Here is a 24,040-nt window from a genome sequence, read left to right as displayed (position 1 = left end):
ATCAGTCGGGGTGAACGCGTCTCCCCGGCAGAGGAAACTGTACTGATTCGAGAGAAATCGTTTGCTTCGCATAGTGAGGCAGATTATCGTAGTGGTTCAGCCGCCTGCTCCTGTTTCATGAAGAACCGGCGCACGCGGTCGCCGGTTACAGATGTGTGCTATTTTTTAAAACGGGTTTATTCTATGTGGGAAGATGCAATGTGGAAGATTGAGCCACGTTTGTCTGCTGTTGGCAGACTGCTGTTACTGCTGCTCTGTTTCAGCGGCTGCAGTTCTTACAGTGAGGATTCCCGCGTGGACACAACGCAGGTCGTCCAGTTGCTTACGGCTTCTGAGAACAAAATTGAGTTCGAGATATTGAACAGTCAAACCAATGCGGTATCGCTCTATGTTGGCGAGAAGAAATATTCCACTTTTGGTATTGAAATTCCTTCTACAGCAAGTCGCCGTGATGATTATCAATTGCTTGTCAGTCTGGAAGCTACGGATAAGTTAAAACTGGAAGGGAGCGAAACGGGGCACGGCCTCATTTTTACAACGACTTCGAAAAATGACAAAACGGGCGGGACAACCTTGGGTACAAACAATCTAGCCCTTACCGAAACAGGTCCGATTTCATACGGGCGGGTGAAACTTAGATCCCCGGCCAATATTGTTCAGACGACAGACAGCATTGAACTGGCAGATCTGGAAACCATCGACGGCAGACTGATTCCCATTTCGATCCGACTTTATGTCCCTCCCGTTCCGACTGCCGCAGTTACTGCAGCAGTCCGGTAGTTCGACTCGGCACCTGGAGAGACGGCGACAAAAAGGACCGTGATCATTCCGGAATCAGTTCCAGCACCATCGGCCTGATTGAGATCTTCTGATTGTAGGACACCTGATGTTTTGCCCGGCATTCAGGACAGGCGACGATGGTCCCGGCTGGTGGTCTGCCAGAGTGGGGAACTCCGTTCCAGCCTCGGCCATGCATGGATCCGCCACCGTGCAAGCCGCCTGAACCAACGGTTTTGTAAATGCGGTTCTGCTCCAGACAGACCAGACAGCAGTGTGTCAGATATCGTTTCACAAACCATTCGGCAGAGCGCCGTTCGGAAAACGCCTTTTTGAATTTCAACCCGTTTTTCTTATTGAGAAACAGTTTGAACCAGCCCTCTTCTTCCCGAATTTCGTATAGCAAGGCGATCTCACTTTCGCCAACGTAGGGAAGATTACTTCCCGCTTGACCTGTGCGGCAAAACTCCGCGACGTTTTTTTATACCGTATCTATTACACAACAAAACGATCTACTTCTCAATACCGGGTGATACAGGCTCACAATTTTTTAACACAAGTACTGCGACGTGCGATACAACAGAATATCAGCTACCACGAAAAATGCGAAAGGGCACGAAAAACTGCCGGGTATATGATCGTCACAAAACGGGCACGGCTGATACTGCTCAAAGAGCATGCGTTCGGGAGATTCATCTCCACCGAAATGAGTGAGATCCACTAAGATCAGTTCGGCCTGTGTTTGTTTAAAACCTGGTAACGGAGACCAATTTTTCATTCACGTTCTGATTGAAGTGGATTATGGAGGAGGGCAGAGAGGAGTCAAGACGATGTGCGCGAGGATGACCCGGGTCAGGTGCAGGACTGCGGGGGTTTCGTCGCAAAAGTGGTGCAAAGCGGGACAAAACGGGGACAGAAAAGACCGTTTTCCGCTTAGTGGCGTTGGCTGCTGCTGGCAAATCTGCTTGAAACGAGGGACTTTTATAATGCTGATTTCGACAGGAGCACGGATCTGCCGTATGCGAAAAAACGTGCTATGCGCGCGACGCTTAGCGATGCAGTTTCTCCGATGTCCTGCCGGCGTCAAGAGGTACTTTGAGTAGTGGTTTTTCAGGAAATTGATTTTCTATTTCGATCTCAACTGAAGTATTCTGGTATGATTGAAAACCAGCAGGAAACGATCCTTCTCCTGTTTTCCTTAGTGCCTGTTTTGAAGCGGTGATCTGGTTTATGATGTGTTTACAGTCTATTCTGCGACAAACGGAACTTGTCTGGCTGGTATCCTGCCTGGTATTCAGTCTGGCGGGATGTGAAAAAAGCAATGAGGGGCCACCTGTGGTACAGGAATCAAATCAATCAGTGAGTCCGGAAACCAGTCGATTTCACCAGGTAGTGAAGGAGGGGACGCTGGCTGATCTGCAGCAGCTATTAAAATCGGGGATTGACGTTAATGCCGCGGGTGAAGGTGAAATTAACGCATTAATGATTGCGATGGAACTGAAAGATCCTGAGAAGATGCAGTTACTGCTGGCAAGCGGGGCGGATCCTGAATTGACGGACGAGCATAATGCGACGGCCCTTGACTATGCAGTGACAGAGGATTTTGTCGCGGGCGTGCGGGAGCTGCTGGCGCGGGGGGTTGACCGGGGTTATCATCCCAAATATCCATTGAAAAAAATTGACTACAGCGAAGATACATTTGATTTCGGCAAGATTAAAATGCCGGAAGAATTTAAGGGAGTGCTGACGGAGGAAGAGTGGCGCGAGTCTTTCGAAGAGACGAAAGCCCTGATGGCGGAAATGGGACAGAACCCGACGGTGGAGCCTGCGATTGCGGGTGTACACAGTGTCGAGGTATTAGAGCTGTTTCTGAAGGCCGGCGACGATCTGAGCCTTGCGGACCCCGAAATGAAACGCCTGCTGCTGAAACTGAATGACGAAGCGGTCTTTCACGCCACTCCTGCTGAGTATCTCAAGTATAAAACTCCACGGTATGGAACAACGAATCCAGAGCGGATGGACAATCCATTCTGGTCTGATATGGTGCAGATTGGCTGCAACGCTTACCAGGCACGCGAACATTTCCAGGATGATACCGCTTTTACAAAGCCGGGCGCTGTGTGGTGTGCTGAGCGTTTCGGTTCATCGCTGACACCAGTTAAAGAGGGCCGCTACGTACAGGTTGGCGGCGAACATGAAGATTATTATGACCCGGATTTTTATATCTATAACGATGTCATTATCTACGATGGCAAAGGCAGCTTTCAGATTCTGGGTTATCCAAAAGATGTTTTTCCGCCAACTGATTTTCATACCGCGACACTGGCAGACGACTTGATTTATCTGATCGGCTGCCTGGGATATCCGGAACAGCGAAAGCCGGGATTTACTCCTGTTTACCGGTTGAATACGAACTCGTGGAAAATAGAAGCAGTCAAGACATCAGGAGAGATGCCGGGGTGGATATCGAACCATCGCGCCCGTTATGAGCCGACGAAAAATGTGATTCGAGTTGAAGCGGGAAAATTGAGCATCAGGAAGAATGAGGAAGAACTGGACCTGGTAGACAATCAAAGTGATTATGAGCTGGATTTGTCAACATTGGTCTGGCGGAAGCTGAACTAAGTTCATTCGTTCGAATCGATGACTTCACCCAGTTCGCGGAGGTGTTCGAAGGTGAACAGGCCGGTATTGTGACCGTCGCTGAAGGTGATGCGGTAGGCGTAATTGCCGGCGAGGCTCATCTTGTCGACCAGGACGGGACGGGCTTCGAGAGGGGTGAGGATCGGGAGTTTGACCGGGTCGGCGGCCGCCTGCTTTTTTTCATTCCGACAGGTGACGCAGGGACAGGCTTTACGGAGTTCTGCATAAGTATAGCGGCGACGCTGACCATCATCCCAGCCAATGAGCAGGGCGTTCTCGCCTTCCAGTTTTTTCAGTTCAATCGGAGTCGGAGCCATGATTGCGGTTTCTTCAGGGTAGCAATTCGCATTTCTTCTACAGACAGTCGCTTGACTGTAATGAGCAACGCTTCATTGCTCAAGCCTGCTGACAAATGTCAGTGCTCTTTTCGCAAACATTTGTCAGCAATGACCAGCAGCGCCAGGCTGATAAAGCCCAAAGAGAGCAACCACAGGGAAACCGTACTCATCTGGTGTGCCCACGCGATCTGATTCGCGAGATCTGCCGGTACGCGAACCTGATCAAACTGAAAATAAACCCAGGCGTAAGTACCGGGCCCGATGATCAGACCAGCCAGAATGATCAGCAAGATAACTGAAATCAGAAACGGGTAACGTGATATCATTCTGACGTATCTCAACAAACTTCGATATCAGCGGACCGCGGTTCGCTCAGACTGACTCAGGGGAACGATATAAAAATCGATTCCATTGATCTGCTGGCGTTTCCAGTTTTGAGGATGCGCGGGTTGCTGCGGCAACGCCGGGATCATTGTCGCGGCACCAGGCGGAGTCAGAAGCAGGCGAGGTGGAGAGGTCAGCGTTGTTCCAGGGACAGGTACGAGCGCTGGCTTTTGCTCCAGTTCTTTGACGCGCTGCTCGAGCTGCTCAATCCGTTTCAGCATCTCTTTGACATCGGAGCTGGTATCGGCAAGTGGTTTCTCCGCTTCCACGGCACTTTGCAAGGTACTCTCAGACAAGTACACGAGCGACATAATCACAATCAGTGTAAGAGACCAGTGTTTCATTTGAGATACTCCCTGTTTCTGATTTCCCTGAAACCGCCTGCAATTCAGCAGGATGGCGGCGTTCCTTATGCAGGACGAAATGAGTTCCTTAAAAGTTCCCCGGAGTTTCCAGAAAACGGTCGCCCTCCCGGAATATTACCTCAGCTGTGACAATTCTGTAAAGCAGAGTTTGGAGCGATAGCCCCACAGATGCCAAATCAACATGAGATATTCTCTTAAAGAAACTTAACTCAACAGCTGCTGCACAACGTTTCCATGCACGTCAGTCAAACGGTAGTCACGTCCCTGGAATTTATAGGTCAGCTTTTTATGGTCGATCCCCAGACAGTGCAGGATTGTGGCATTCAGATCATGTACGGGAAGGGGGTTTTCGGTGATGTTATAGCTGAAGTCATCGGTTTGACCAAATGTCAGCCCTGGTTTCATTCCGCCTCCGGCCGCCCAGACAGTGAAGCAACGGGGATGATGATCACGTCCGTAATTAGTGGCCGTCAGAGTCCCCTGGCAATAGACGGTGCGACCAAACTCGCCAGCCCAGACGACGAGTGTATCATCCAGCATGCCGCGCTGTTTCAGATCGAGAATCAGAGCGGCTGTCGCCTGATCGGTCTCTCCGGTGAGTTGCCTGATTTTTGTGGGCAGGTTGAGATGATGGTCCCAACCCCGATGATACAACTGAATGAAGCGGACGCCCCGTTCTGCCAGACGCCGTGCCAACAGACAGTTGGCAGCATAGGTGCCCGGCTGCTTCGCCTGTTCGCCATACAGCTCAAATGTCGCAGGAGTTTCCTCCGACAGATCGGTCAGTTCGGGAACTGATGACTGCATGCGAAAGGCAAGTTCATACTGAGAGATACGGGTGGCAATCTCTGGATCGCCTTTCTGCTGTAATGAAATTCGATTAAGTTCCCCCAGATCATCGAGCATTTCCCGACGTGCCTGCTGATCGATGCCGGGCGGATTGGAAAGGAAGAGGACCGGATCACTGGAGCGGCGGAACTTGACCCCCTGATGCCGCGTTGGAAGAAAGCCGCTCCCCCACAGACGATCGTAGAGCGGTTGACCGCCGGCTCCCGAAGTGAGGGCTACAAATGTGGGAAGATCTCTGTTTTCACTACCGAGTCCATATGAGATCCATGACCCCATACTGGGGCGTCCTGCCTGGATGCTGCCGGTCTGCAGAAAGGTAATCGCGGGATCGTGATTGATGGCCTCGGTATACAGGGATTTTACGATGCAGAGTTCATCAGCAATTTTCGCAGTATGAGGCAGGAGCTCACTCATCCACGTTCCGCTCTCCCCGTGCCGGGCGAACTGATACATCGAGGCGGCGATGGGAAAACTCTTCTGGCCAGAGGTCATGCCGGTCAGTCGCTGACCGCGGCGGATGGAATCGGGGAGTTCGGTTTTATGAAACTTCCTGAGTCCCGGTTTATAATCAAACAGATCCAGCTGTGAAGGCGCACCTGACTGACTGAGATAAATGACCCGTTTGGCTTTAGCCGGGAAATGCAGGCCGCTCGTCGGGGCAGCCGATTTTTCTGAGGCTTGCGATTCCTGCAGTAAGGATGTGAGCGCCGCCAATCCAATACCGGCTGTATTTCTGCGAAGAAAAGCACGCCGATTGAGAGCCAATGAAAGTTCTTTTGTGAAGTTCTGCATGAGCTATTCCCGGTTAATCGATTCATCCAGGTTGAGAATCAGACTGGCGACGACGGTACAGGCAGCGAGTTCTGCTGCATCATGTTCTTTTTTCTGGCGAGACTCACCAACAGACAGAAGCTGCTGAGCCGCCCTGGGATCATTTTGAAAACGTTTTTGACTACGCTGCAGGGCGTTCAGCAAAACTGGTAATTCACGCTCACTGGCTTCGCGGGCCAGCACTATTCGCATGGCATACTGGATTCGCGCCGCAGCAGACTGATCCCGTAGATCGAGCATGCGTTCGGCCAGCTTGCGGGCGGCTTCGACATAGGTCACATCATTCAGCAGAGCGAGTGCCTGTAATGGAGTATTGGTTCGCGGACGCTTGACGATACAGGTTTCACGCGAGGGGGCATCAAAAGTAGCCATCGCCGGTGGAGGAACGGTGCGTTTCCAGAATGTATACATGCTGCGGCGGTAGAGATCTTTGCCGGTATCGGGCTGATATTGCTGACTGGCGATTTCTTTCCAGACCCCTGCAGGCTGATAAGGTTTGACGGAAGGCCCTCCGATTTCCGCATTGAGCAGACCGGATGTGAATAAGGCCTGATCTCGAATCAGTTCTGCCGGCAGACGGAGTCGGGAAGCACGCGACAACAGCTGGTTTTCCGGATCTGTCTGTTGTTTTTCTGCTGTCACATGCGATGACTGCTGATAGGTGGCGGAAGTCACAATCAGCTGTTGCAGAGCTTTAACATCCCAGCCGGACCTAATGAATTCCGTCGCCAGCCAGTCGAGCAGTTCCGGATGCGAAGGCCAGGAACCTTGTGAACCGAAATCTTCGGTTGTTTTCACCAGGCCGTTCCCAAAATACATCTGCCAGTAGCGGTTGACAATGACCCGGGCGGTTAACGGATTCCGGGGATCGACAAGCCAGCGGGCCAGTTCCAGACGATTGCGAGAATGACCGTCAGGTAAGGTTCCCAGACTGGCGGGGATGTTGGCGGAAACCTGTTCGCCCGGCTTGTCATATTCCCCCCGCATCAAAACAAACGTTGGTTGAGTCTGCTTTCGATCCTGCATGACCATGCTGGTGGGAAGACTGCGATCATACGCATCGCGTTCTTCTTTACGTGTCTGCAGATTCAGAAAAGCGGTGCGATACTCAGCGGGTGCCTGATAAGCCAGGAAGTAAGTCTGTATCTTCAGACGTTCAGCGGCAGAACGATCGGCCGCGGGAATCTGCAGCAGCTGGTCCACGGGTTCCAGCACAAGACTCAGCGTCACCCAGTCCTGTGAAAGACGCGCACGATAGATTTTCAGATCATCCAGCAGTCCCTGGAAATAGTCATGATCGTGTTCTGCACCAAAGTGCAGGGGAGAGGGGAAAGAAAATCCTCCCGTGAGGATATTCAATTGCACATCGAGTTCCCAGGGAACCCCGTTGACATACAGCTGAAAGTCCTCAGCCTGAGAATTGCCGGCATACGTAATCACGATCTGCGACCAGTTGTTCCGATTCAGCTTTCTGGTCGACTGCAGTCGAATCGCATCATCCAGCCAGCGCGGCCCCATATTGATTTTCAGCTGTCCCTGATCCAGCGCCACCAGAAAACCGCTGTCATCCTGAGCAGGAGTCAGCGAGGCCAGCAGCGTTCCTGAAAGCTGGTCCGGTTTCACCCAGAACACCAGTGAGAAGGGATCTTTGTCACTTAAGACTGGCTTCTGGACTGTTCCAAACTGCTGGTGCCCATTGAAAGACAGCGCCTGTCCCGCGATACCCGGTTTGAACTGCGGGGGTTCTGAAGCGGCTGTCTGGGGTTCGCTGGTCAGATCGCTGGAAGCGTTTGTCTTCTCAGCATAAAAGTCCTGCGCCTGTTTACCAATGACCTGCAGACCGATCTCCCCATCAAAGCTGACGCGATATGCCAGATGTTTCTCCAGTAAAGATAACTTGAGATCGGCTGCCGGCTGTTGCTGCTCCCATGATTTCTGCAGCTGTTTCAGCTTTGGCTCAGCTGCTTTTAACGTCTGTTCCAGCTGTTGAATTTCCTGGTCCAGGTCTGCCAGCTTCTGTTGCTGTGCCTGAGTCGGTGCTTTGACAAACGGGACTGCATTCCCATATTTGATAGCACGCCCGCGCTCAGGAATATTATTGAAAAACGCGATGAGCTGATAAAACTCTTTCTGAGAGATTGGATCATATTTATGTTCATGACAGCGGGCACAGCCAACAGTGAGCCCCAGCCAGACCGTGCCCGTCGTCTCCACTCGATCGACCGCGTACTCCAGCAGGTACTCTTCAAAGATGATTCCCCCTTCCGAATTCGAACGATGATTGCGATTGAAACCGGTGGCAATTTTCTGGCTGAGAGTCGGATCGGGAAGTAAATCTCCAGCGAGTTGTTCAATCGTGAATTCATCAAACGGTTTGTTGCTGTTGAACGCATCGATCACCCATTCACGCCAGCGCCACATATGCCGTTCGCCATCCGTCTGATATCCACTGGTATCGGCATAGCGGGCGGCGTCCAGCCATTCCATCGCCATGCGTTCGCCGTAATGGGGAGAACTCAACAGACGCTGCACCAGGGATTGATATGCCTTCGGGGAGTGATCCTGAAAAAACACGTCCTGTTCCGCCAGCGTGGGTGGCAAGCCGGTCAAATCGAGACTCAGTCGACGGATTAAAGTCGAACGATCAGCCGGAGGTTCAGGAGAGAGCCCTTCCTGTTCCAGCCTCGCCAGAACGAATGCATCAATCGGGTTTTGTACCCAGTCTTTCTGTTTGACTGCAGGAATCTCTGGTCTTTCTGGCGGTATAAAAGCCCAGTGTTTCTGCCAGCGCGCCCCTTCATCGATCCACTGTTGAATGGTGGCAATCTGATCTGAGGTAATCTGCTTTTCCGAAGAAGCGGGGGGCATGCGCAGATCGGGGTCGTTCGTAATCAGACGCGAGAACAGTTCGCTTTCATCTGCTTTGCCGGGAATCACAACTCCTGGTACTTGTTTCGTTCCCAGCAAACCGTGCTGCTGATCGAGCCTCAGGTCGGCTTTCCGCTGAGCAGAATCGGGGCCGTGACACTGAAAACAGAGATCGGAGAGAATGGGCCTTACATCCCTGTTGAAATCAATTTCCCGGGCCGACAGTGAGCCTGCTGAAAACATCAGCAGTAAGCCAGTCCAGAAAATCTGGATCTTCACTCGCAGTTTCATCACAGCAGTCTCCGTGTCGATACTTCTGAAAAAGATGCCCACACTCCACCTCGCCGCTTGAAACGAATATTGTATCACGCAATCTCAGCCCTCGCCACACCTGAGAGAGGGGGAAGAGCTCTGATACCCGAGTCGGCTTACTCAATCATCTGCTTTTGGTTCGACATTTCCCGCAGGACATTATCCGCATGCTGCAATGCTTTGCGGGCTTGAGGAGTGGAAAGATCAAAGAGGTAGATCGAATAGCCCGCCTGTCCCTTCGGTTTCAAGGATCGAAAACCGGCAAAGGGGTCTTTTTTTCCGGTGTAAAGCCCCTGTAGATAATTCGTTGACAAAGCCAGGTATTTCCATTGATCCAGATCTTCAGGCATTTTTTGTCTGCTGTCGAGAGCAGAAATCCCATAAGCATGAGGATTGGCGGTTCCGAAATAATAGAGCAGTGACCGCTCGCGATCCTCAGGAGGAAGCTGATTCAGGATCTCCTTCAAAGCAGGCAGATCCTGGCCCCAGTCCAGATTGGAATCGAGCAGATAGAAGCGTCCGGCAGCGGGTCCGCCAATACTGTCATTGAAGTAGGACAGGTAATTCGGTTGTATAGAAGTAATCGAGAGGATCTGAATGCAGCTGCAGAGACCTCCGAAAACGTAGAGCACCCAGGTACGAAACTCAAAACAGCGCCAGACCTGATCGATCGTAAACAGAATTAACAGAGGATACAGAAAGAGCGTATAACGTTGTCCCAGATTCAGGTGGCTCGTCAACGCCATACCCAGAAACATGCTACCTGCCAGCAACCAGACCAGCGGTGCATGACTGGTCGGCTCCTGTTTCCACTCCGGGCTGATCCGATTCTGCTCTGCAGGTAGCAGCGCAGCTGGTTGAGATTGGATTGATTTCCAGAAATCAAACAGCAGAAGTCCGGCCAGACAAATTCCCAGCAGCGTGAACAGCAATTCGACAGGGGTGCTTTTCAGGCTCCAGGCGACAGGGAAGTAATACCACCAGCCATGCTCAGAAACCGCACCCATCAGATACGCATCATGGCCGCTCGCATTATGCAGGAACTGAAACAGAACGCCGGCAAAAGGAGCTGGACGTTTCAATGTTTCATGCGAAACTTCCATAATCTGCTGTGCAACAGGACCTCGCCCCAGCACACGTACCCAGGCAGAATCGTCGGGAGTTTCCTCATAGGAAACCGTTTTCAACGGCCCGGTAAAACTGAATAAATGCAAAGCCCAGGTGAAGGGTATCAGCAGGATCAGGAACAGGCTGAACTTCCAGACAACCTGCTTCAAGAGAGGCCAGATTATTCTCCTGGTTAGTTCAGTCTGACCTGATAAACCAGTCAATGTCATCACAGCCAGCGTACAGGGGAGCAGGAATATGCCTGAATACTTGGAGGAAATCGCCAGCGAAACGCCCAGTGACAGCCAGCAGAGATATCGGTTTGTGGGATCTTTCCAGTAACGGGTTAAGAATCCCAACGCGATTAACGCTGTTAATGCAAAACAGGCATCCGTCGTCGCTAATGAGAAGTGAGCAATCATCGTGGGTGAAAAAGTCACCAGGGCTGCCCCGAAAGCTCCTGCAGCATAACCTCGACGCAGAGAGAGCCAGCAGTAGACCAGCAGCATGGTCGGAATTCCAACCAGGCGTGCGTTCAAGAATCGAGCCTGGTTGATCAACGGAGGATCGGTGATTTGTCCCTGCCAGAGATCGCTGCGTGTTTCGCCACCTCCCCGCCAGGCAACGGGCACATAATTGAGCAGGATCGGTATGGGAGCCACTCCAGCACCACTGATGTGTTCATCCAGGAATCCCTGCTGAACCGTTGCTAAAGCGGTGCCTAAGAAATAGGTTTCATCGTAAGTCGGGCTTTTGGAAGCTCGAAAAGACCTCGTCTGAGCAAGAATTACAGCCGCGAACAGCAAGGGAGTCCCCCAGACCAGGAAATACCAGCCTTTCGTTTTCAACCTTTTATCTTTGTTGATTTGCGTGCGCACAAATAACATCTCACAGCAGAAATAGTTAAAGAAACCACCGTGTATCAGATTGTCTCAGCTCAAATCGACTCCTACTATTTGATAAAGATATTCAACAAAGCAGTGTAGCAGTTCTGCAGCCGTTCGTCTTCTCAATTTTTTCGGTCCCTTACTGAAATCCGGCCGAATCGTGAACCTGCCTTATACCGACGTCTATTACTCATGATTCCGATTCTTGACATTTGTTGAACTGAGCCATAGACTCGGGATTTGCATTTCAACGTCCCTGCCAATACCGGTAAAGTTCTGCTCTTGAGACTGCTCAATGTCCCGTCTGGTGCGTTTGATCCTGGTTCTACTGCTCTTGATATCGATTCCGGGCACGGCTTATGTCTGGATGATGCCGGTAGAATACTTTCAGATCTGGATGATTGAACGGGCCAACCCGGATCAATATTCCCAGTTTGCCGCCCATGAACAGGGGCAGGCGGTGACTGTGCTATTACGCATCCTGCTGCCCCTGCTGGCACTCGTGACAATCGCTGGCTTCGTCTTTTACCAGCGAGTCGTGCAGCTTGCCACTCACAGCTGGCAAATTTTGAAACAGTTAACCTCGCTACAGCAGCCGGGCCGAACCTGCCTGTTTCGATTTCTGCTGATCAGCTGGTTCGTTCTGGGGCTGGTCCATTTTACAAAAGGGGTCAACCGTCGAATTGAAGACTGGCCGTGGTACCATTTTGATTCCGGCAGTAACATCATGCCGAACATCAGTGATTCCAATCGGGATGTGATCCGCTTTGTGGAAGAGGCAACTGAAAACGATGCCCGCATCCTGGTACTGAGTGACCAGAAACTGTTTTTCCTGTCTTATTACCTGCTGCCTCGAAAACTGTTTCATCCGCTCCACCCGGAAAGTGAGTTTGTCATCCCGAAAGAATTTCAGCAGCGCCAGCTGAAAGCATATCGACTGCCCGATCTCGAAGCGGAGTATCTGGAACAGATCGCTCCAGATTACATTCTGGAATATTTTGAAGGGGAAGACTATCTGGAGAAAGATCGCCTGCGGGAAGACCCGCGATGGCTCGAGTTCATGCAAAGCCTGTATGGCCCCGATTATGAGCCAACCTATAATGTCCGTTTGAGAAAATACCAGAAACCGACAGCGACTCCCGAGGCTGCCCCCCAGAAACAGGGGGCGAAACCTTGACTGATCTGATGCTGGTACTGCTGTCTGTAGCAGGAATCTGGGGCGTGGGGCTGACCGTAGCTCAGGTCCTGCTCGCCCCGATCTTCCGGTCTACTCAAACACAAACTTCTCTAACGGAACTGCTGGGGCTCGGACTGGTGTTCGGCTTCGGCACTACTGCGTTCTTTTATTTCCTGTGGGGCTGGATCGGATTCCGCTACTCCTCGATCCTGGCCAGTTTCTGGATGGTTCTGGGGCTGATTCTGGGGACGGGAACGCTGCTTGTCCGCTTCCGTGCCTCCCGGAAGACTGCCGAAGAAACTGAAACTTCTGCCGCTGACAAGGATTTCAAAACACTCTGTCTGGCAATTGTGCTGTTCCTGGGTCTGACGACTGTGATCCAGTCATTGATGACTCCTCAGCGGTTCTGGGATGAACGTGCCATTTTCGGCCTCAAATCGATCGTGCTGTTTCAGGAAGGAACATTGCAGAACGAGGCTTTGCTGCATCCTGATTTTGTGCAGTACCACCCGAAATACCCGTTACTGATTCCATTGAATGAAACCCACTTTTATCTGCTGCTGGGGGAAGTCAATGACCGCTGGTCGAAGATCATGTTCCCACTGTTGTACCTGGGCATGGTGCTCTGTTTTCAAGGAGTCCTGCAGCGTACTACTCGACAACCGGCGCGGACCTGGATGTTTACCCTGATGCTGGCGACCGTCCCTTCGATGGTCCCCTGGGAATACGGTTTTTTATCAGGCCAGGGGGATGGCCCTGTCTCCTGTTTTCATACGATGACACTGCTCTATCTCTGGAGTTTTCTTTCTGAATTAAAAAGAACAGAACCTGATCCTGCAGTACTTAAAACACTGCCTCTGGTCGCGGGAATGTCGGCCGGGATGACGGTCTTTACCAAAGACGAGGGCATTGCGTTTTTCCTGATCGATCTGATTGCGTTCACAATGATCAGCCTGTTTTATTTCCGTGACAGACTGTTATCGATGGCGTTGACTGCAGTCAAATTCGGTCTGACTACACTGCTGTTGATTACTCCCTGGCTGCTGTATCGGAAACATCTGCCTGCCACCACGGAGATGACGTATTTCAGCAGAATGCAGATCACGAATCTGACCGAGGGGGTGGCGGCTCTGCAGTGGGCGGTCACCCATCTGCTGGAATGCATGTTCCTGGAAGCGTGGCGATGGGGACTGCAATGGTGGGCATTATTGATTTCCCTGTTTGCGTTTCCCGCCAGAGCTTTTCGACCTCAACAGCTGTTTCTGCTGCTCAATCTGGCTGGCGCGCTTACAGCTTTGATCATCGCCGGCATGATTGCACCGACACCGGTTCAGGAACATATTGGCGGCTCCAGCCTGCGATTTCTGCTGCAGATTTCGGGAGGGGCAATGCTGTTTATCGCCGGTCAATGGCTGGACGATTCCGAGTAACTGGAAGTGATCTGAGTCGTCTCAGTCGGAACAGTTCTCACGATACCAGCGATAGAGCTGTCGAAATGGAGGAGTGAACTGACTTTCGTCTTCTGTCAGCATCTGATCGATGCGGGTGAGTTCAAAAAACTCTCCCCGTTCAATTTCCACAGGATCAAAGGTAAACGGGCCGTCAGAAACAGTTCGAAACAGCACGGTATGCTCAAAGGCGTTATCCGGGGTGCCCGGGAATTTCTCCAGCCTTTCGAGTGGTGTATCGATGCCGATCTCTTCCTGCATTTCCCGCTGCGCCGATTCGAGATAGTCTTCCCCGGCACTCAGATGCCCGGAGGCAGATGAGGTATAGCAGTGCGGATACTCGTCTTTGGTGGCAGAGCGAAACTGGAGCAGTAATTTTCCCTGGGAATTGAACACGAAGACATTCGCCGCCCGGTGCAGCAGTTTGCGGGCATGAACGACCGAGCGGGGGAGCTGTTCCAGAACGCGATCCTGCTCATCGACGACATCAAACAGTTCCTCGGATTGCATAAGAATCTGATTTCTGGAAGAGAGTGCGATTCGACAACACCTGTAACAGGTAGTCATCTTAGTGAATCCCACGATTCAGTACGGGCGCGCAGGCAACAACAGATTTGAGTATAATCTATCGGTCGAGCCAGAGCAAAACAGCAGAACTAAATCGAGTTCTCGGAGAAATAGCTTTCTTCGAAACTTTCCTGCCCTTCGCCGTCATAATAGCTGACGACGTAATTGGCCATGCCGATGGTCAGGATGTCACCCGGGTAAAGGGGCGCTTCATGGACGACAGCAGAATTCACAATGGTCCCATTGGTAGATTCGAGATCGCGGACTCGGACGGCGTTATTGAGGAACGTTAATTCGCATTGCTGTCGACTGAGCATCGGATCGAGGATCCGTAATTCACAGCTGTTGCTTCTACCCAGTACGACCGGTAAGTCTTCGGTACCAATCTCAATGTCCGGCAAATCAGGATGATCGCTGATAAGATGAACTTTCATAACGGGGCGAGCCTTTAAGGTTTTGGGCAGAATCAGAACCATTGTGACGATTCATCCACTTCTGCCGTTGGGGCGGGTCAAATAGGGGGTAGGGTCAAATGGGGGTTAAAAGGTACTAACAAGCAAACATTTTACATCCGTGAGTACTTATGCGTAATTCTACAAACAAGATTCTTCGTATGCAATGGGAAACAGTAAAAAGATAGTAAAATCTGAATTTCCCTCAGAATACGGTAAATCGAAGATTCCGCTAATAGCGTGGAATCTGTGATTTCAAACCGATTTCTGACCTGATGTACCTGTTTTCAAGGAATTCAGAGCCAATTTGAACAACGTCAATGGTAAAATTTGAACGGGCCAATTGTATCTGAAATCACTTATCTGCAAGACATTTACTCATGATCGAGAAAGGTCATTTTCACCGATGGGGAACTTTGTAGGTTCATTTATCCTGCTTCAGAATTCCGTCGATCAGAAGACACACTGGTTGGCCCACTGGAATTATGAGCGTCAGGAATTCATGTTGCCGGGTGATAAGAAACGACCTTACGAAACGTTTCAGCATTGCCTGATTTCCGAGCTGGAGAAGACATTCGAACTGGTTCCGTTTGAAGACTTTATCCTTTCACAGGAACCACTGGCTCACCTGGCTTTCAGTGAAAAATCGACGCTGGATGATTCATCTGAACATTATATCGTTGAATTATTTGACTTTCAGGAACTGAACTCAGCTGCCCGAAAGTTGCTGGAAAACGATTTGCGAAACCGCTGGATCAACGAGCAGGAAATCGAGGTGGGTTCCACCATGGATGGTTTCCCGATCTCGGATCTGTTTCGCACACTCTATTACAAAGCAAACCTGGCCAGACGCCTCTCCTGATCCCACCAGCCTGCCTGCCTCTCCTGTCCCGCACAACACTTAAACCTCCCTCCTAAATCGCTTCCAGACAATTGATTCTCTTGCGAACTAATAGTATTATTTTTATTTGAGATCTGACTATAATACTGCGTATAGTCGATGGATCGAGCCGTTCTCGCAAGATGCGATCGTAAAGTACAATTCGTTTTACTTATTTCGGGCCGAGCATTTTGCCCGGATCCTTAAACCTTGGAGAGATCGATGAGAAACCTCAAATCGCTGACGATGCTGGCCGGTATGCTGGCTTTGACCTGTTCCCTGAGCCTGGCAGGGCAATCAGATAAAAAATCAGTTCCCCCCGTGTTGAATCACACCGTCAAGACACTGGAAGGGAAAGAGGTCGATCTGAGTAAATACAAAGACAAAGTATTGCTGATCGTCAATACTGCCAGTAAGTGTGGGGCGACTCCACAGTACAAAGATCTGCAGGCCCTCCATGAAAAATACAAAGATCAGGGTCTGGTCGTTCTCGGCTTTCCCTGCAATCAGTTTGGTGCTCAGGAGCCAGGTACCGCCGTTCAGATTTCTGAATTCTGCAGCAAGAACTACGGCGTCACCTTTGATATGTTCAGCAAGATTGATGTGAATGGCGAAAATGCCGATGCACTCTATCAGTACCTGACCTCGAAAAAGACAAATCCCAAAACCGCTGGTCCTGTGAAATGGAATTTTGAAAAGTTCCTGATCAGCCGCGACGGTGAAATCGCAGCCCGTTTCCGGACTCGTGTCAATCCACAGTCAGACGAAGTGACAACAGCGATTGAAACCGAACTGAAAAAGAAATAATCGAACGAACTCCGCTCTCAACATAAGGGGATGCATCCGCTGGGGTGCATCCTTTTTTTATTAAGTGACAGTTATGAATTACAATTTTTTCGCACCGCAACAGATCTGCTTTGGATGGGGTCGCTTTCAGGAAGTTGGAAATCTGGCGGCTTCGCTGGGAACACGGGCTTTTATCATCAGCGGTTCCCGTTCACTGGAATCTGCGGGAACCATCGAAGAATTACGTCAACTGCTTTCCCGTGCCTATATCAAGAGTGAATTCATTCGCACGATTTCCAATGAACCCGAAGTGGCGGATGTCGATCAGACGACCAATCTTCTCAGGCACCATGGAGCCGGTGCAGGGGATTTTCTGATCGGAATCGGCGGAGGTTCAGGCATCGATCTGGCGAAGGCAACCTCTGCCATGATCACCAATCAGGAAAGCGATACGGTTCTGGACTACCTGGAGGGGGTTGGCAAGGGCTTGAAATTAGCTGCATCACCTATGCCACTCCTGGCGATCCCCACGACCGCGGGAACCGGGAGTGAGGCGACGAAAAATGCCGTCATCTCCAGCTATGCTCCTCCTTTCAAGAAAAGCCTGCGTGCCGAGCAGATGATTCCTGATATCGTACTCTGCGACCCGCAGCTGGCCTGTTCGGTGCCCCCGGAAATCACTGCCCGTACGGGAATGGATGCGATTACCCAGTTACTGGAAAGCAACATCTCCTGTCGTGCACAGCCTATCCCGCAGGCACTCTGTCTGCAGGGGCTCAAACTGGCGATCCCGGCATTGCCCGAAGCCGTCGAGAACGGTAACTCCCGCAGTGGTCGCGAAGCCATGGCTCATGCTGCGTTACTCTCGGGAATCGCTTTGGCCAACTCCGGTCTGGGAATGGCTCATGGAGTCGCGCCTGCCCTGGGCATCCATTGCAAAATATCGCATGGCCTGGCGTGTGCAATGATGTTACCCGCGACACTGAAAGCGAATTTATCAGTTCGACAGCAGGAATATGCTGAAATCTACCGGTCCCTTCATCCTGAGCAGACTCTCTCTGTAGAACAGGCTGCAGAAGCTCTGATTACCGAAATCCAGCAACTCAATGACCGGATCCAGATTCCACGCCGGCTTTCTGATGTCGGTGTCTCACGAGCGCAGATTCCCGATCTCGTAGCCAGTTCGCGGGGAAACAGTATGAGCGGAAACCCACGCGAAATCCCGGATGAGGAACTGACACAAATCCTGGAGTCACTACTGTAAAACCAGAAGTAGACACTTCACTTTGAACGCGTCGGCTCATTTCATTCTGGCCCGATATTCGTTAGAATAGACTCTTCCTGTTCGCACTCACGGAGAAATCTTTCATGTATACCACTACCATCAAACTGACCGTACTTACCCTGCTGGCAATGTTCTCAATGGCCCCAGTTCAGGCAGACCCGCCTGAATATCACGCGGTCAAAGCAGAACTGGTCAAACCACGACAGGGAATCGGCAACACCATTAAGAAACTGAAATCCGGGGACGACGTCAGCGTCGCCTATCTGGGCGGATCAATCACGGCTGCGAATGGCTGGCGAGTGAAAACGACCAAATGGCTGCAGTCAGCATTTCCCAAGGCGAAAATTCACGAAATCCATGCTGCCATCGGTGGCACTGGTAGTGATCTGGGTGCCTTTCGCCTGGAACATGACGTCCTGCAGCATCATCCGGATCTGGTGTTTGTGGAATTCGCGGTCAATGATGGCGGTCGCGAGCCTGAATCCATCTGGGAATCCATGGATGGCATCGTCCGCCAAATCTGGAAAGCAAACCCGAAAACGGATATCTGTTTTGTCTATACATTTCGAGTCAATTATGAAAACGATCTGCGCAAAGGAGAAAACCCACGCGCCGCTTCCGCCATGGAACTGCTGGCCGACCATTACGGAATCCCCTCAATCAACGTCGCTTTAAAAACAGCAGAACTCGAACAGCAGGGCAAACTCAAATTTACCTCCGAGACTCCCGTTGCGGAAGGGATTGTCCTGTTTTCCAAAGATGGAGTGCATCCCCTGGACGAGGGGCATGAGATCTACACCGAAGTGATCGCTGATGCGTTCAAACAGATGGAAACCACGTCCCAGCCTGTCGATCACAGCTCCAAACTGAAACAACCATTTGTAATGGGGCACTGGACTGATGCGAAAATGGTCCCTCTGGAGACTTCCATGCTCAGTGGAAACTGGAAGGAACTGCCGGCCGACAATGTTCTGCAGAAACGCTTCGGAGGACGGATGGGACAGATCTGGGAAGCAGATGCACCGGGAAGTAAACTCACATTTCGATTCCGTGGTTCGCAGGCTGCCCTCTATGACTTACTGGGCCCTGATGGCGGTCAGGTTCAGATTACCGTGGACGGCAAACCGCGCGAGAAACTGACTCCACGATTTGACAGTTACTGCACCTACCATCGTATTTCTACATTGAAACTGGCAGAAGGACTGGACCCCCATCAGGTCCATACGGTGACAGTCGAAATCGATGCCGAACAACCTGACCGCAATCCCGTAGCTTTTCGTCTGAAAAATCCCGCAGAGGAGTTGAAATCCCCCAAATATCAGGGAACCAGAATCCGGGTCGGTAAGATTATGTTGCGAGGCGAACTGGTCCCCTGACAGACATTTTTGATAACGTTTGTCTCTTTATCTCCGTAGAAAGTAACTGACCATGATCATCGCAGCCGGCTTGAGCCCGGCCTGGCAGCAGATTCTGGAAGTAGATTCCCTGCAGGTCGGCGAAGTCAACCGTTGTCAGTCGGCGCACTGGTCGGCTTCCGGGAAGGTGGTCAATACGGGGATCGCCATCTGCCATCTGGGTATTCCCTGTGAAACGATCTTTTCGGCGGGAGGGTACACTCGCGATCTGATCGAAGCGGATCTGACACAACTTAAGGTTCCCTGTCGTATCCTGAATCAGCAGAATCCGACCCGTATCTGCACGACAGTACTGGATCGATCGACGGGGCAGACGACGGAACTGGTGGAAAATGCAACCTCTGTTTCAGCAGCAGAAGTTGACATGTTTGTTGATGAATACCGCAAGCATGTCTCTGCTGCGGACGTTGTCGTGCTGACCGGATCATTACCGGCGGGTGCTCCCGCGACTCTATACCAAGATCTCCTGTCGGAAACAGACTGTCCGGTCATTCTCGATGCGCGGGGACCGGAACTGGAAGCCGCCCTTACTCAGAGTCCTTTTCTGGTAAAGCCCAACCTGGAAGAACTGGAACAGACTCTGGCCCGCTCCCTCTCCAGCACCGAGCAGATGATCAAAGGTATGCAGGAAATTAACCAGAGGGGAGCAACCTGGGTTGTGATCTCTCAAGGGAAAGACGCCTTATGGGCGAGCTCGGAACAACAGGTTTATCGCTTCACACCGGCGAAAGCGAATGTCGTCAACCCGATTGGGTGCGGCGACAGCCTGGCAGCGGGAATCGCCTGCGGAATTCACGAAGGCCGCAGTGTACCCGATGCCATTCGCTGGGGAATGGCGTCGGCAGCTGATAATCTGACACAACTCTTGCCCGCCCGACTCTCAAAAACCAGCGTACAAACCTTTTATGAGCAGATCGAAATGGAGCAGCTTGTCTGATGGCAGAAGCATCGGCTCCTGAGAATTGTTTACTGGAAGCATGTCAGATCGGACGTCAGGCTTCAGACGGTCACTGGTTGAATCGAAATCTGTCACTGCGAATTTTCCCAGGGGACCGTGTGGCGATCTCTGGTCCGACCGGATCGGGTAAATCCGTCTTTCTGCGGTCACTGGCAATGCTGGATGAAATCCAGGAAGGCAGTATCCTGTTTCACAATCAGCCCGTTAAAGATAAACAGTTGCCCGAATATCGCAGTCGAGTCGTTTATCTTCAGCAACGACCGGTTTTAATTGAAGGGACTGTGGAATCGAATCTGCAGTTTGCCTTTCAGTTTCAGGTCAATCAGCAGAAAGACCATAATCCGTCATCGATTCAGGACTTTCTGAAAACCTTCGGCAGACCCGAGTCGTTCCTCAAAAAAAAGTCGTCCTCGCTGTCCGGCGGAGAAGGGCAGATTGTCGCATTACTGCGCGCATTGATTCTGACACCCGAGGTCCTGCTGCTGGATGAACCGACATCCGGGCTCGATCCGGAAACCACACAACAGTTCGAATCTATCATTCTACAGTGGATTGAAACTTCGGAACCAGCTCCGGCTTTTGTCTGGATTACTCATGATCGCAGTCAGGCCCAACGGCTGGCAGACAAGATCATGACATTTCCGACCGGCCAGCTTTCCGATAATTTCAAGCCGTAATCAAAAGTTTCTTTTTACCCGGGTGAAGATCTGCTTAATAATTTTGATTTCAGATTGGAAACGAGAATACAATCAATTATGCTTAATTCCAGACAAGGGTCTTTCAGGTACTTTGGCGGAATCGTTTCCCAAAGACCTGATACTGCAGACCTCTGCTCAATTTCTCTCACTATGATTCAGGAGACTAACAATGCCGATTGATCTTATACACCACGCTGACCAGAACTACCTGGAACTGAAGATGTCAGGTAAACTGGTGAAAGAGGATTATCATAATTTTACGCCCAGTGTCGAAACACTGATTCAAGAGCATGGACCACTCCACATCCTGGTGATCATGGATGATTTTCACGGCTGGACAATGGGGGCGATGTGGGAAGATGTGAAATTTGATGTCAAACACTTCAAGGACATCGAACGTCTGGCGATGGTCGGAGACAGCAAATGGGAAGAGGGTATGGCGACATTCTGTAAACCATTTACCAGTGCCAAAATCAAATACTTTGAACTCTCAGACCTGGATGCTGCCAGAACATGGATCACAGAAGGGGACTGACACAAGGCTTCTCAGGGGAAACTATTTATTTTCACCCTGAGCAGTTAACCAGTTGAACCAGCAATTCAGTCGTCCATTCCTGATCGACGGGAAGGGCGACTGACTGCTTGAGTTCGCTCTCATTCAACGCTTCCAGTTCATCCAGCTGCAACTGGAGAACTTCCGTTGTGGCGTCTGAAGGATCGTTCCCTTTCAGTTCCCGCTGCCTGATTCGGGATTCCAGCTGTTCTCGTTTCGCTGAAAAGACCACCAGCTGAAACGGCATTTGCAGTCTTTCTGACAGGTCGTGAAACAGAGTCCGTTGCCAGACTTTGAGTGTTGTGGCGTCCACAATCACCGTCCAGCCTGACTCCAGAATCGTTTGTGACAGATCGACCAGCCTTTCATAAACCAGCCGCGTTGTCTCTGCGGAATACAGGTCGGTATCCGAGATCTGTCGTTCACTCTGCAGTCGTTTGCGTTCGACATCAGAACGAATGCGAATTGCCGACATTCCTTCCAGCAGCAGCTCACTGCCATACGACTTGCCACTGCCCGAAACTCCATGGGTCAGCAGCAGACGGGGTTCGGTATCGATGACGTACTTTTTCGCCAGGTCCAGATACGACTGAAATTCCTCGTGTACTGCCGCAACCTCGGAATCGGACAGTTCCGCCTGGTTTAATCGGATCGCTGCAACTTTCGCCCGAACCATCGCCCGGTACGACAGATAAAATCGCAGCAGGGGCACTCCAGAATAATCCCCCGTGAGTTCCAGATACCGATTCAAAAACTGCATCGCAAAATCAGCCCGGCCGCGATCTTCCAGATCCATGACAACAAAGGCGACTTCACTCATCACATCAACCCAGCGCAGTCCTGCATTAAATTCCAGGCAGTCAAAAAGGGTCACTCCCCGCTCACTCAGAATCATGTTTCCCAGGTGCATATCGCCGTGACATTCACGTATATACCCCTGTGCCTTGCGCTGCTGGAACAATGATGCTGATTGCTGAAAACAGCGTTCATTTTCAGCTCGGATCAAGTCCAGTTTCCCCAGAACTGTCTCATCTGTTGAAAACAACTCATTCACGTGCCGAAAATTTTCTTCCACCGGGGCGAGCACTCTTTCGGGCGTGCCCCATTCCAGTTCTGCACCTGCAGTGGCAACGTTCGCATGAAATTCGGCAACCTCTTCCGCCAGCTGGTTGATATGATCTGACGTTAAGCGGTTTTCCCTGATCGCCACACTCAACAGGCGGTCTTGTGAAAACTGAACCATCTGGACCGCATAATCGAGTATCTCTCCGGTCCCATTCAACTGGGGACTCTCTTCGGAGCCCGTAATCGGAATCACCTTCCGGTACAACTCAGGTGCCAGTCGACGGTTCAGACGAAGTTCTTCGTGGCAGTACTTTTCACGCAGTTCCAATGTGGAAAAATCAACGAAGCCCAGGTCGACCGGTTTCTTCAGCTTATATGCATAGGGTCCGGTCAGCAGCACCCAGGAAATGTGTGTCTCCAGCAGTTGAAACGATTCTACCGGATGATCATATAACGATTTATTCTGAAGTGCTTCGATCAACATCCTGCTTCTCTCTTATACCCCATTGCTTTCTGCACCATTTCCTCACAGGTCAATCATAACAGATTGGTGCAGGGGACCAGAAGTCTTTCAGCAGAGCGAATGGCAGAATTGAATTTCGGGAAAGAGCCGGAAGCACTTAAAGAGGCTTTTTCGCAATCAGCGAATAAAAGGGGACTTTGAGCAGGGGTAAAAAGGGAAGACTTCCCTGTGATTCCTTGAGAGAAATTAATTCAAAGCGATCCAGCAGATAGGGCAGGTGGTCGGAATTCAAAAACACATTGTCACCTGCGAACCAGACGGGCCAGAAATTTCGTTGAAACCAGCCATGCGTCTGCAGGTTATCCTGAGGAAATTTTCGGGCGACGTAGAAATCGACGATCCCCAGTATGCCACCGGGGCGCAACAGACCCCAGGCATGATTCACTGCCTGAAACCAGTCGGGAATCATGGTTAGTGAATAGGAGAAGGTAACGAGATCCACCTGAGTTTCCGGAGGAATATAGCTGGTCGCATCATCACAGACCGCTGTCACATTCGACCAGCCCCGATCAGATATCCGTTGAGAACAGACATCCAGCAGAGGCTGACAGAGATCGACGAGATAGGCACGTTGAAACTGCTGAAGCCGCTGCCCCCATAATTCGGCATTTTCGCCGGTCCCTGTTCCCAGATCGACCCAGATATCGCCCGAAGTAACCGGCAGACTTTCAAACAGCTCACAGCGACCATGCAGCAGACGTTTGCGAAATTGATCGTAACCGGCTGCCTGCCCCTGATAAAACGAATTCAGCCTCTCGGCATGTGTCTGGCCTTCAATACGGGAGGCTAATAATTGCCACACTGTTTTGACATCATTCAGCCGCGCGCTCAGGTAATTCATGAATCGATCCTTCCCAGTTTGACCGTCCTGG

Annotated in this window: 22 protein-coding genes; 11 read left to right on the top strand and 11 right to left on the bottom strand. The window is 51.1% G+C overall.

Annotated features, from left to right (window positions below):
* Positions 1-183: 183 nt before the first annotated feature.
* Positions 184-780, top strand: a complete 597-nt coding sequence (locus tag ACN0YN_RS05265) for a hypothetical protein (RefSeq protein WP_417383942.1) — start codon at positions 184-186, stop codon at positions 778-780.
* Positions 781-823: 43 nt separating this feature from the next.
* On the opposite strand, the gene ACN0YN_RS05260 is transcribed toward ACN0YN_RS05265, so the two are convergent.
* Positions 824-1,183: a hypothetical protein gene (locus ACN0YN_RS05260; RefSeq protein WP_417383941.1), complete on the bottom strand. Its 360-nt coding sequence runs from the start codon at positions 1,181-1,183 to the stop codon at positions 824-826.
* An 824-nt stretch (positions 1,184-2,007) separates the two neighbouring features.
* On the opposite strand from ACN0YN_RS05260, the gene ACN0YN_RS05255 reads away from it, so the two are divergent.
* Complete coding sequence (locus tag ACN0YN_RS05255) at positions 2,008-3,402, top strand: ankyrin repeat domain-containing protein (RefSeq protein WP_417383940.1); 1,395 nt, start codon at positions 2,008-2,010, stop codon at positions 3,400-3,402.
* Positions 3,403-3,404: 2 nt separating this feature from the next.
* Here ACN0YN_RS05255 and ACN0YN_RS05250 read toward each other — a convergent pair whose 3' ends face one another.
* The 6 genes from ACN0YN_RS05250 to ACN0YN_RS05225 form a co-directional block, all read right to left on the bottom strand.
* Positions 3,405-3,737, bottom strand: a complete 333-nt coding sequence (locus ACN0YN_RS05250) for a gamma-butyrobetaine hydroxylase-like domain-containing protein (RefSeq protein ID WP_417383939.1) — start codon at positions 3,735-3,737, stop codon at positions 3,405-3,407.
* Positions 3,738-3,835: 98 nt separating this feature from the next.
* Positions 3,836-4,084 carry a hypothetical protein gene (locus ACN0YN_RS05245; protein WP_417383938.1) on the bottom strand — a complete coding sequence of 83 codons (249 nt, stop codon included), beginning with the start codon at positions 4,082-4,084 and terminating at the stop codon, positions 3,836-3,838.
* Positions 4,085-4,111: 27 nt separating this feature from the next.
* Positions 4,112-4,486, bottom strand: coding sequence for a hypothetical protein (locus ACN0YN_RS05240; RefSeq protein ID WP_417383937.1), 375 nt, complete (start codon positions 4,484-4,486; stop codon positions 4,112-4,114).
* A gap of 225 nt (positions 4,487-4,711) precedes the next feature.
* Positions 4,712-6,148, bottom strand: a complete 1,437-nt coding sequence (locus ACN0YN_RS05235) for a DUF1501 domain-containing protein (RefSeq protein WP_417383936.1) — start codon at positions 6,146-6,148, stop codon at positions 4,712-4,714.
* Positions 6,149-6,151: 3 nt separating this feature from the next.
* Positions 6,152-9,346 (bottom strand): DUF1553 domain-containing protein, encoded by a 3,195-nt coding sequence (locus ACN0YN_RS05230; RefSeq protein WP_417383935.1) that lies wholly within the window; start codon positions 9,344-9,346, stop codon positions 6,152-6,154.
* Positions 9,347-9,483: 137 nt separating this feature from the next.
* Complete coding sequence (locus tag ACN0YN_RS05225) at positions 9,484-11,322, bottom strand: ArnT family glycosyltransferase (protein WP_417383934.1); 1,839 nt, start codon at positions 11,320-11,322, stop codon at positions 9,484-9,486.
* A gap of 334 nt (positions 11,323-11,656) precedes the next feature.
* Between ACN0YN_RS05225 and ACN0YN_RS05220 the strand changes: the two genes are divergently transcribed.
* Positions 11,657-12,538: a hypothetical protein gene (locus tag ACN0YN_RS05220; RefSeq protein ID WP_417383933.1), complete on the top strand. Its 882-nt coding sequence runs from the start codon at positions 11,657-11,659 to the stop codon at positions 12,536-12,538.
* On the top strand, positions 12,535-13,968 hold the full coding sequence (locus ACN0YN_RS05215; protein ID WP_417383932.1) for a hypothetical protein: 1,434 nt from the start codon (positions 12,535-12,537) through the stop codon (positions 13,966-13,968). Before ACN0YN_RS05220 ends, ACN0YN_RS05215 begins: the two co-directional genes overlap by 4 nt.
* Before the next feature lie 21 nt (positions 13,969-13,989).
* Here ACN0YN_RS05215 and ACN0YN_RS05210 read toward each other — a convergent pair whose 3' ends face one another.
* Positions 13,990-14,496, bottom strand: a complete 507-nt coding sequence (locus ACN0YN_RS05210) for an NUDIX hydrolase (RefSeq protein WP_417383931.1) — start codon at positions 14,494-14,496, stop codon at positions 13,990-13,992.
* A 146-nt stretch (positions 14,497-14,642) separates the two neighbouring features.
* Entirely contained in the window at positions 14,643-14,987 is a 345-nt protein-coding gene (locus ACN0YN_RS05205; RefSeq protein ID WP_417383930.1) for an FHA domain-containing protein, read from the bottom strand.
* Between the two features lie 424 nt (positions 14,988-15,411).
* On the opposite strand from ACN0YN_RS05205, the gene ACN0YN_RS05200 reads away from it, so the two are divergent.
* The 7 genes from ACN0YN_RS05200 (at position 15,412) to ACN0YN_RS05170 (ending at position 21,562) form a co-directional block, all read left to right on the top strand.
* Positions 15,412-15,867 (top strand): hypothetical protein, encoded by a 456-nt coding sequence (locus ACN0YN_RS05200; RefSeq protein WP_417383929.1) that lies wholly within the window; start codon positions 15,412-15,414, stop codon positions 15,865-15,867.
* Between the two features lie 240 nt (positions 15,868-16,107).
* Positions 16,108-16,692 (top strand): glutathione peroxidase, encoded by a 585-nt coding sequence (locus ACN0YN_RS05195; protein WP_417383928.1) that lies wholly within the window; start codon positions 16,108-16,110, stop codon positions 16,690-16,692.
* Between the two features lie 73 nt (positions 16,693-16,765).
* On the top strand, positions 16,766-17,935 hold the full coding sequence (locus ACN0YN_RS05190; protein WP_417383927.1) for an iron-containing alcohol dehydrogenase: 1,170 nt from the start codon (positions 16,766-16,768) through the stop codon (positions 17,933-17,935).
* Between the two features lie 104 nt (positions 17,936-18,039).
* Complete coding sequence (locus ACN0YN_RS05185; RefSeq protein ID WP_417383926.1) at positions 18,040-19,332, top strand: SGNH/GDSL hydrolase family protein; 1,293 nt, start codon at positions 18,040-18,042, stop codon at positions 19,330-19,332.
* Between the two features lie 52 nt (positions 19,333-19,384).
* On the top strand, positions 19,385-20,308 hold the full coding sequence (locus tag ACN0YN_RS05180) for a 1-phosphofructokinase family hexose kinase (RefSeq protein ID WP_417383925.1): 924 nt from the start codon (positions 19,385-19,387) through the stop codon (positions 20,306-20,308).
* Complete coding sequence (locus ACN0YN_RS05175; protein WP_417383924.1) at positions 20,308-21,006, top strand: ABC transporter ATP-binding protein; 699 nt, start codon at positions 20,308-20,310, stop codon at positions 21,004-21,006. Before ACN0YN_RS05180 ends, ACN0YN_RS05175 begins: the two co-directional genes overlap by 1 nt.
* 190 nt (positions 21,007-21,196) lie before the next feature.
* On the top strand, positions 21,197-21,562 hold the full coding sequence (locus ACN0YN_RS05170) for an STAS/SEC14 domain-containing protein (protein WP_417383923.1): 366 nt from the start codon (positions 21,197-21,199) through the stop codon (positions 21,560-21,562).
* 31 nt (positions 21,563-21,593) lie between these two features.
* On the opposite strand, the gene ACN0YN_RS05165 is transcribed toward ACN0YN_RS05170, so the two are convergent.
* Both ACN0YN_RS05165 and ACN0YN_RS05160 read right to left on the bottom strand, forming a co-directional pair.
* Positions 21,594-23,129: an AAA family ATPase gene (locus tag ACN0YN_RS05165; protein WP_417383922.1), complete on the bottom strand. Its 1,536-nt coding sequence runs from the start codon at positions 23,127-23,129 to the stop codon at positions 21,594-21,596.
* Positions 23,130-23,265: 136 nt separating this feature from the next.
* Entirely contained in the window at positions 23,266-24,009 is a 744-nt protein-coding gene (locus ACN0YN_RS05160; protein ID WP_417383921.1) for a class I SAM-dependent methyltransferase, read from the bottom strand.
* Positions 24,010-24,040 lie beyond the last annotated feature (31 nt).

This window comes from Gimesia sp. (genome assembly GCF_048260065.1).
In the GTDB taxonomy this organism is placed as follows: Bacteria; Planctomycetota; Planctomycetia; order Planctomycetales; family Planctomycetaceae; genus Gimesia.
Note: the sequence above shows the minus strand (reverse complement) of the source record. Positions and strands in the feature narration are given on the sequence as shown.

Bases quoted from the DNA above. Each gene is read 5' to 3' on its own strand.
- ACN0YN_RS05250 (WP_417383939.1), bottom strand. From the start codon at position 3,737: ATGGCTCCGACTCCGATTGAACTGAAAAAACTGGAAGGCGAGAACGCC.
- ACN0YN_RS05165 (WP_417383922.1), bottom strand. From the start codon at position 23,129: ATGTTGATCGAAGCACTTCAGAATAAATCGTTATATGATCATCCGGTA.
- ACN0YN_RS05255 (WP_417383940.1), top strand. From the start codon at position 2,008: ATGATGTGTTTACAGTCTATTCTGCGACAAACGGAACTTGTCTGGCTG.
- ACN0YN_RS05235 (WP_417383936.1), bottom strand. From the start codon at position 6,148: ATGCAGAACTTCACAAAAGAACTTTCATTGGCTCTCAATCGGCGTGCT.
- ACN0YN_RS05210 (WP_417383931.1), bottom strand. From the start codon at position 14,496: ATGCAATCCGAGGAACTGTTTGATGTCGTCGATGAGCAGGATCGCGTT.
- ACN0YN_RS05220 (WP_417383933.1), top strand. From the start codon at position 11,657: ATGTCCCGTCTGGTGCGTTTGATCCTGGTTCTACTGCTCTTGATATCG.
- ACN0YN_RS05205 (WP_417383930.1), bottom strand. From the start codon at position 14,987: ATGAAAGTTCATCTTATCAGCGATCATCCTGATTTGCCGGACATTGAG.
- ACN0YN_RS05240 (WP_417383937.1), bottom strand. From the start codon at position 4,486: ATGAAACACTGGTCTCTTACACTGATTGTGATTATGTCGCTCGTGTAC.
- ACN0YN_RS05180 (WP_417383925.1), top strand. From the start codon at position 19,385: ATGATCATCGCAGCCGGCTTGAGCCCGGCCTGGCAGCAGATTCTGGAA.
- ACN0YN_RS05245 (WP_417383938.1), bottom strand. From the start codon at position 4,084: ATGATATCACGTTACCCGTTTCTGATTTCAGTTATCTTGCTGATCATT.
- ACN0YN_RS05170 (WP_417383923.1), top strand. From the start codon at position 21,197: ATGCCGATTGATCTTATACACCACGCTGACCAGAACTACCTGGAACTG.
- ACN0YN_RS05265 (WP_417383942.1), top strand. From the start codon at position 184: ATGTGGGAAGATGCAATGTGGAAGATTGAGCCACGTTTGTCTGCTGTT.
- ACN0YN_RS05200 (WP_417383929.1), top strand. From the start codon at position 15,412: ATGGGGAACTTTGTAGGTTCATTTATCCTGCTTCAGAATTCCGTCGAT.
- ACN0YN_RS05185 (WP_417383926.1), top strand. From the start codon at position 18,040: ATGTATACCACTACCATCAAACTGACCGTACTTACCCTGCTGGCAATG.
- ACN0YN_RS05175 (WP_417383924.1), top strand. From the start codon at position 20,308: ATGGCAGAAGCATCGGCTCCTGAGAATTGTTTACTGGAAGCATGTCAG.
- ACN0YN_RS05160 (WP_417383921.1), bottom strand. From the start codon at position 24,009: ATGAATTACCTGAGCGCGCGGCTGAATGATGTCAAAACAGTGTGGCAA.
- ACN0YN_RS05190 (WP_417383927.1), top strand. From the start codon at position 16,766: ATGAATTACAATTTTTTCGCACCGCAACAGATCTGCTTTGGATGGGGT.
- ACN0YN_RS05195 (WP_417383928.1), top strand. From the start codon at position 16,108: ATGAGAAACCTCAAATCGCTGACGATGCTGGCCGGTATGCTGGCTTTG.
- ACN0YN_RS05230 (WP_417383935.1), bottom strand. From the start codon at position 9,346: ATGAAACTGCGAGTGAAGATCCAGATTTTCTGGACTGGCTTACTGCTG.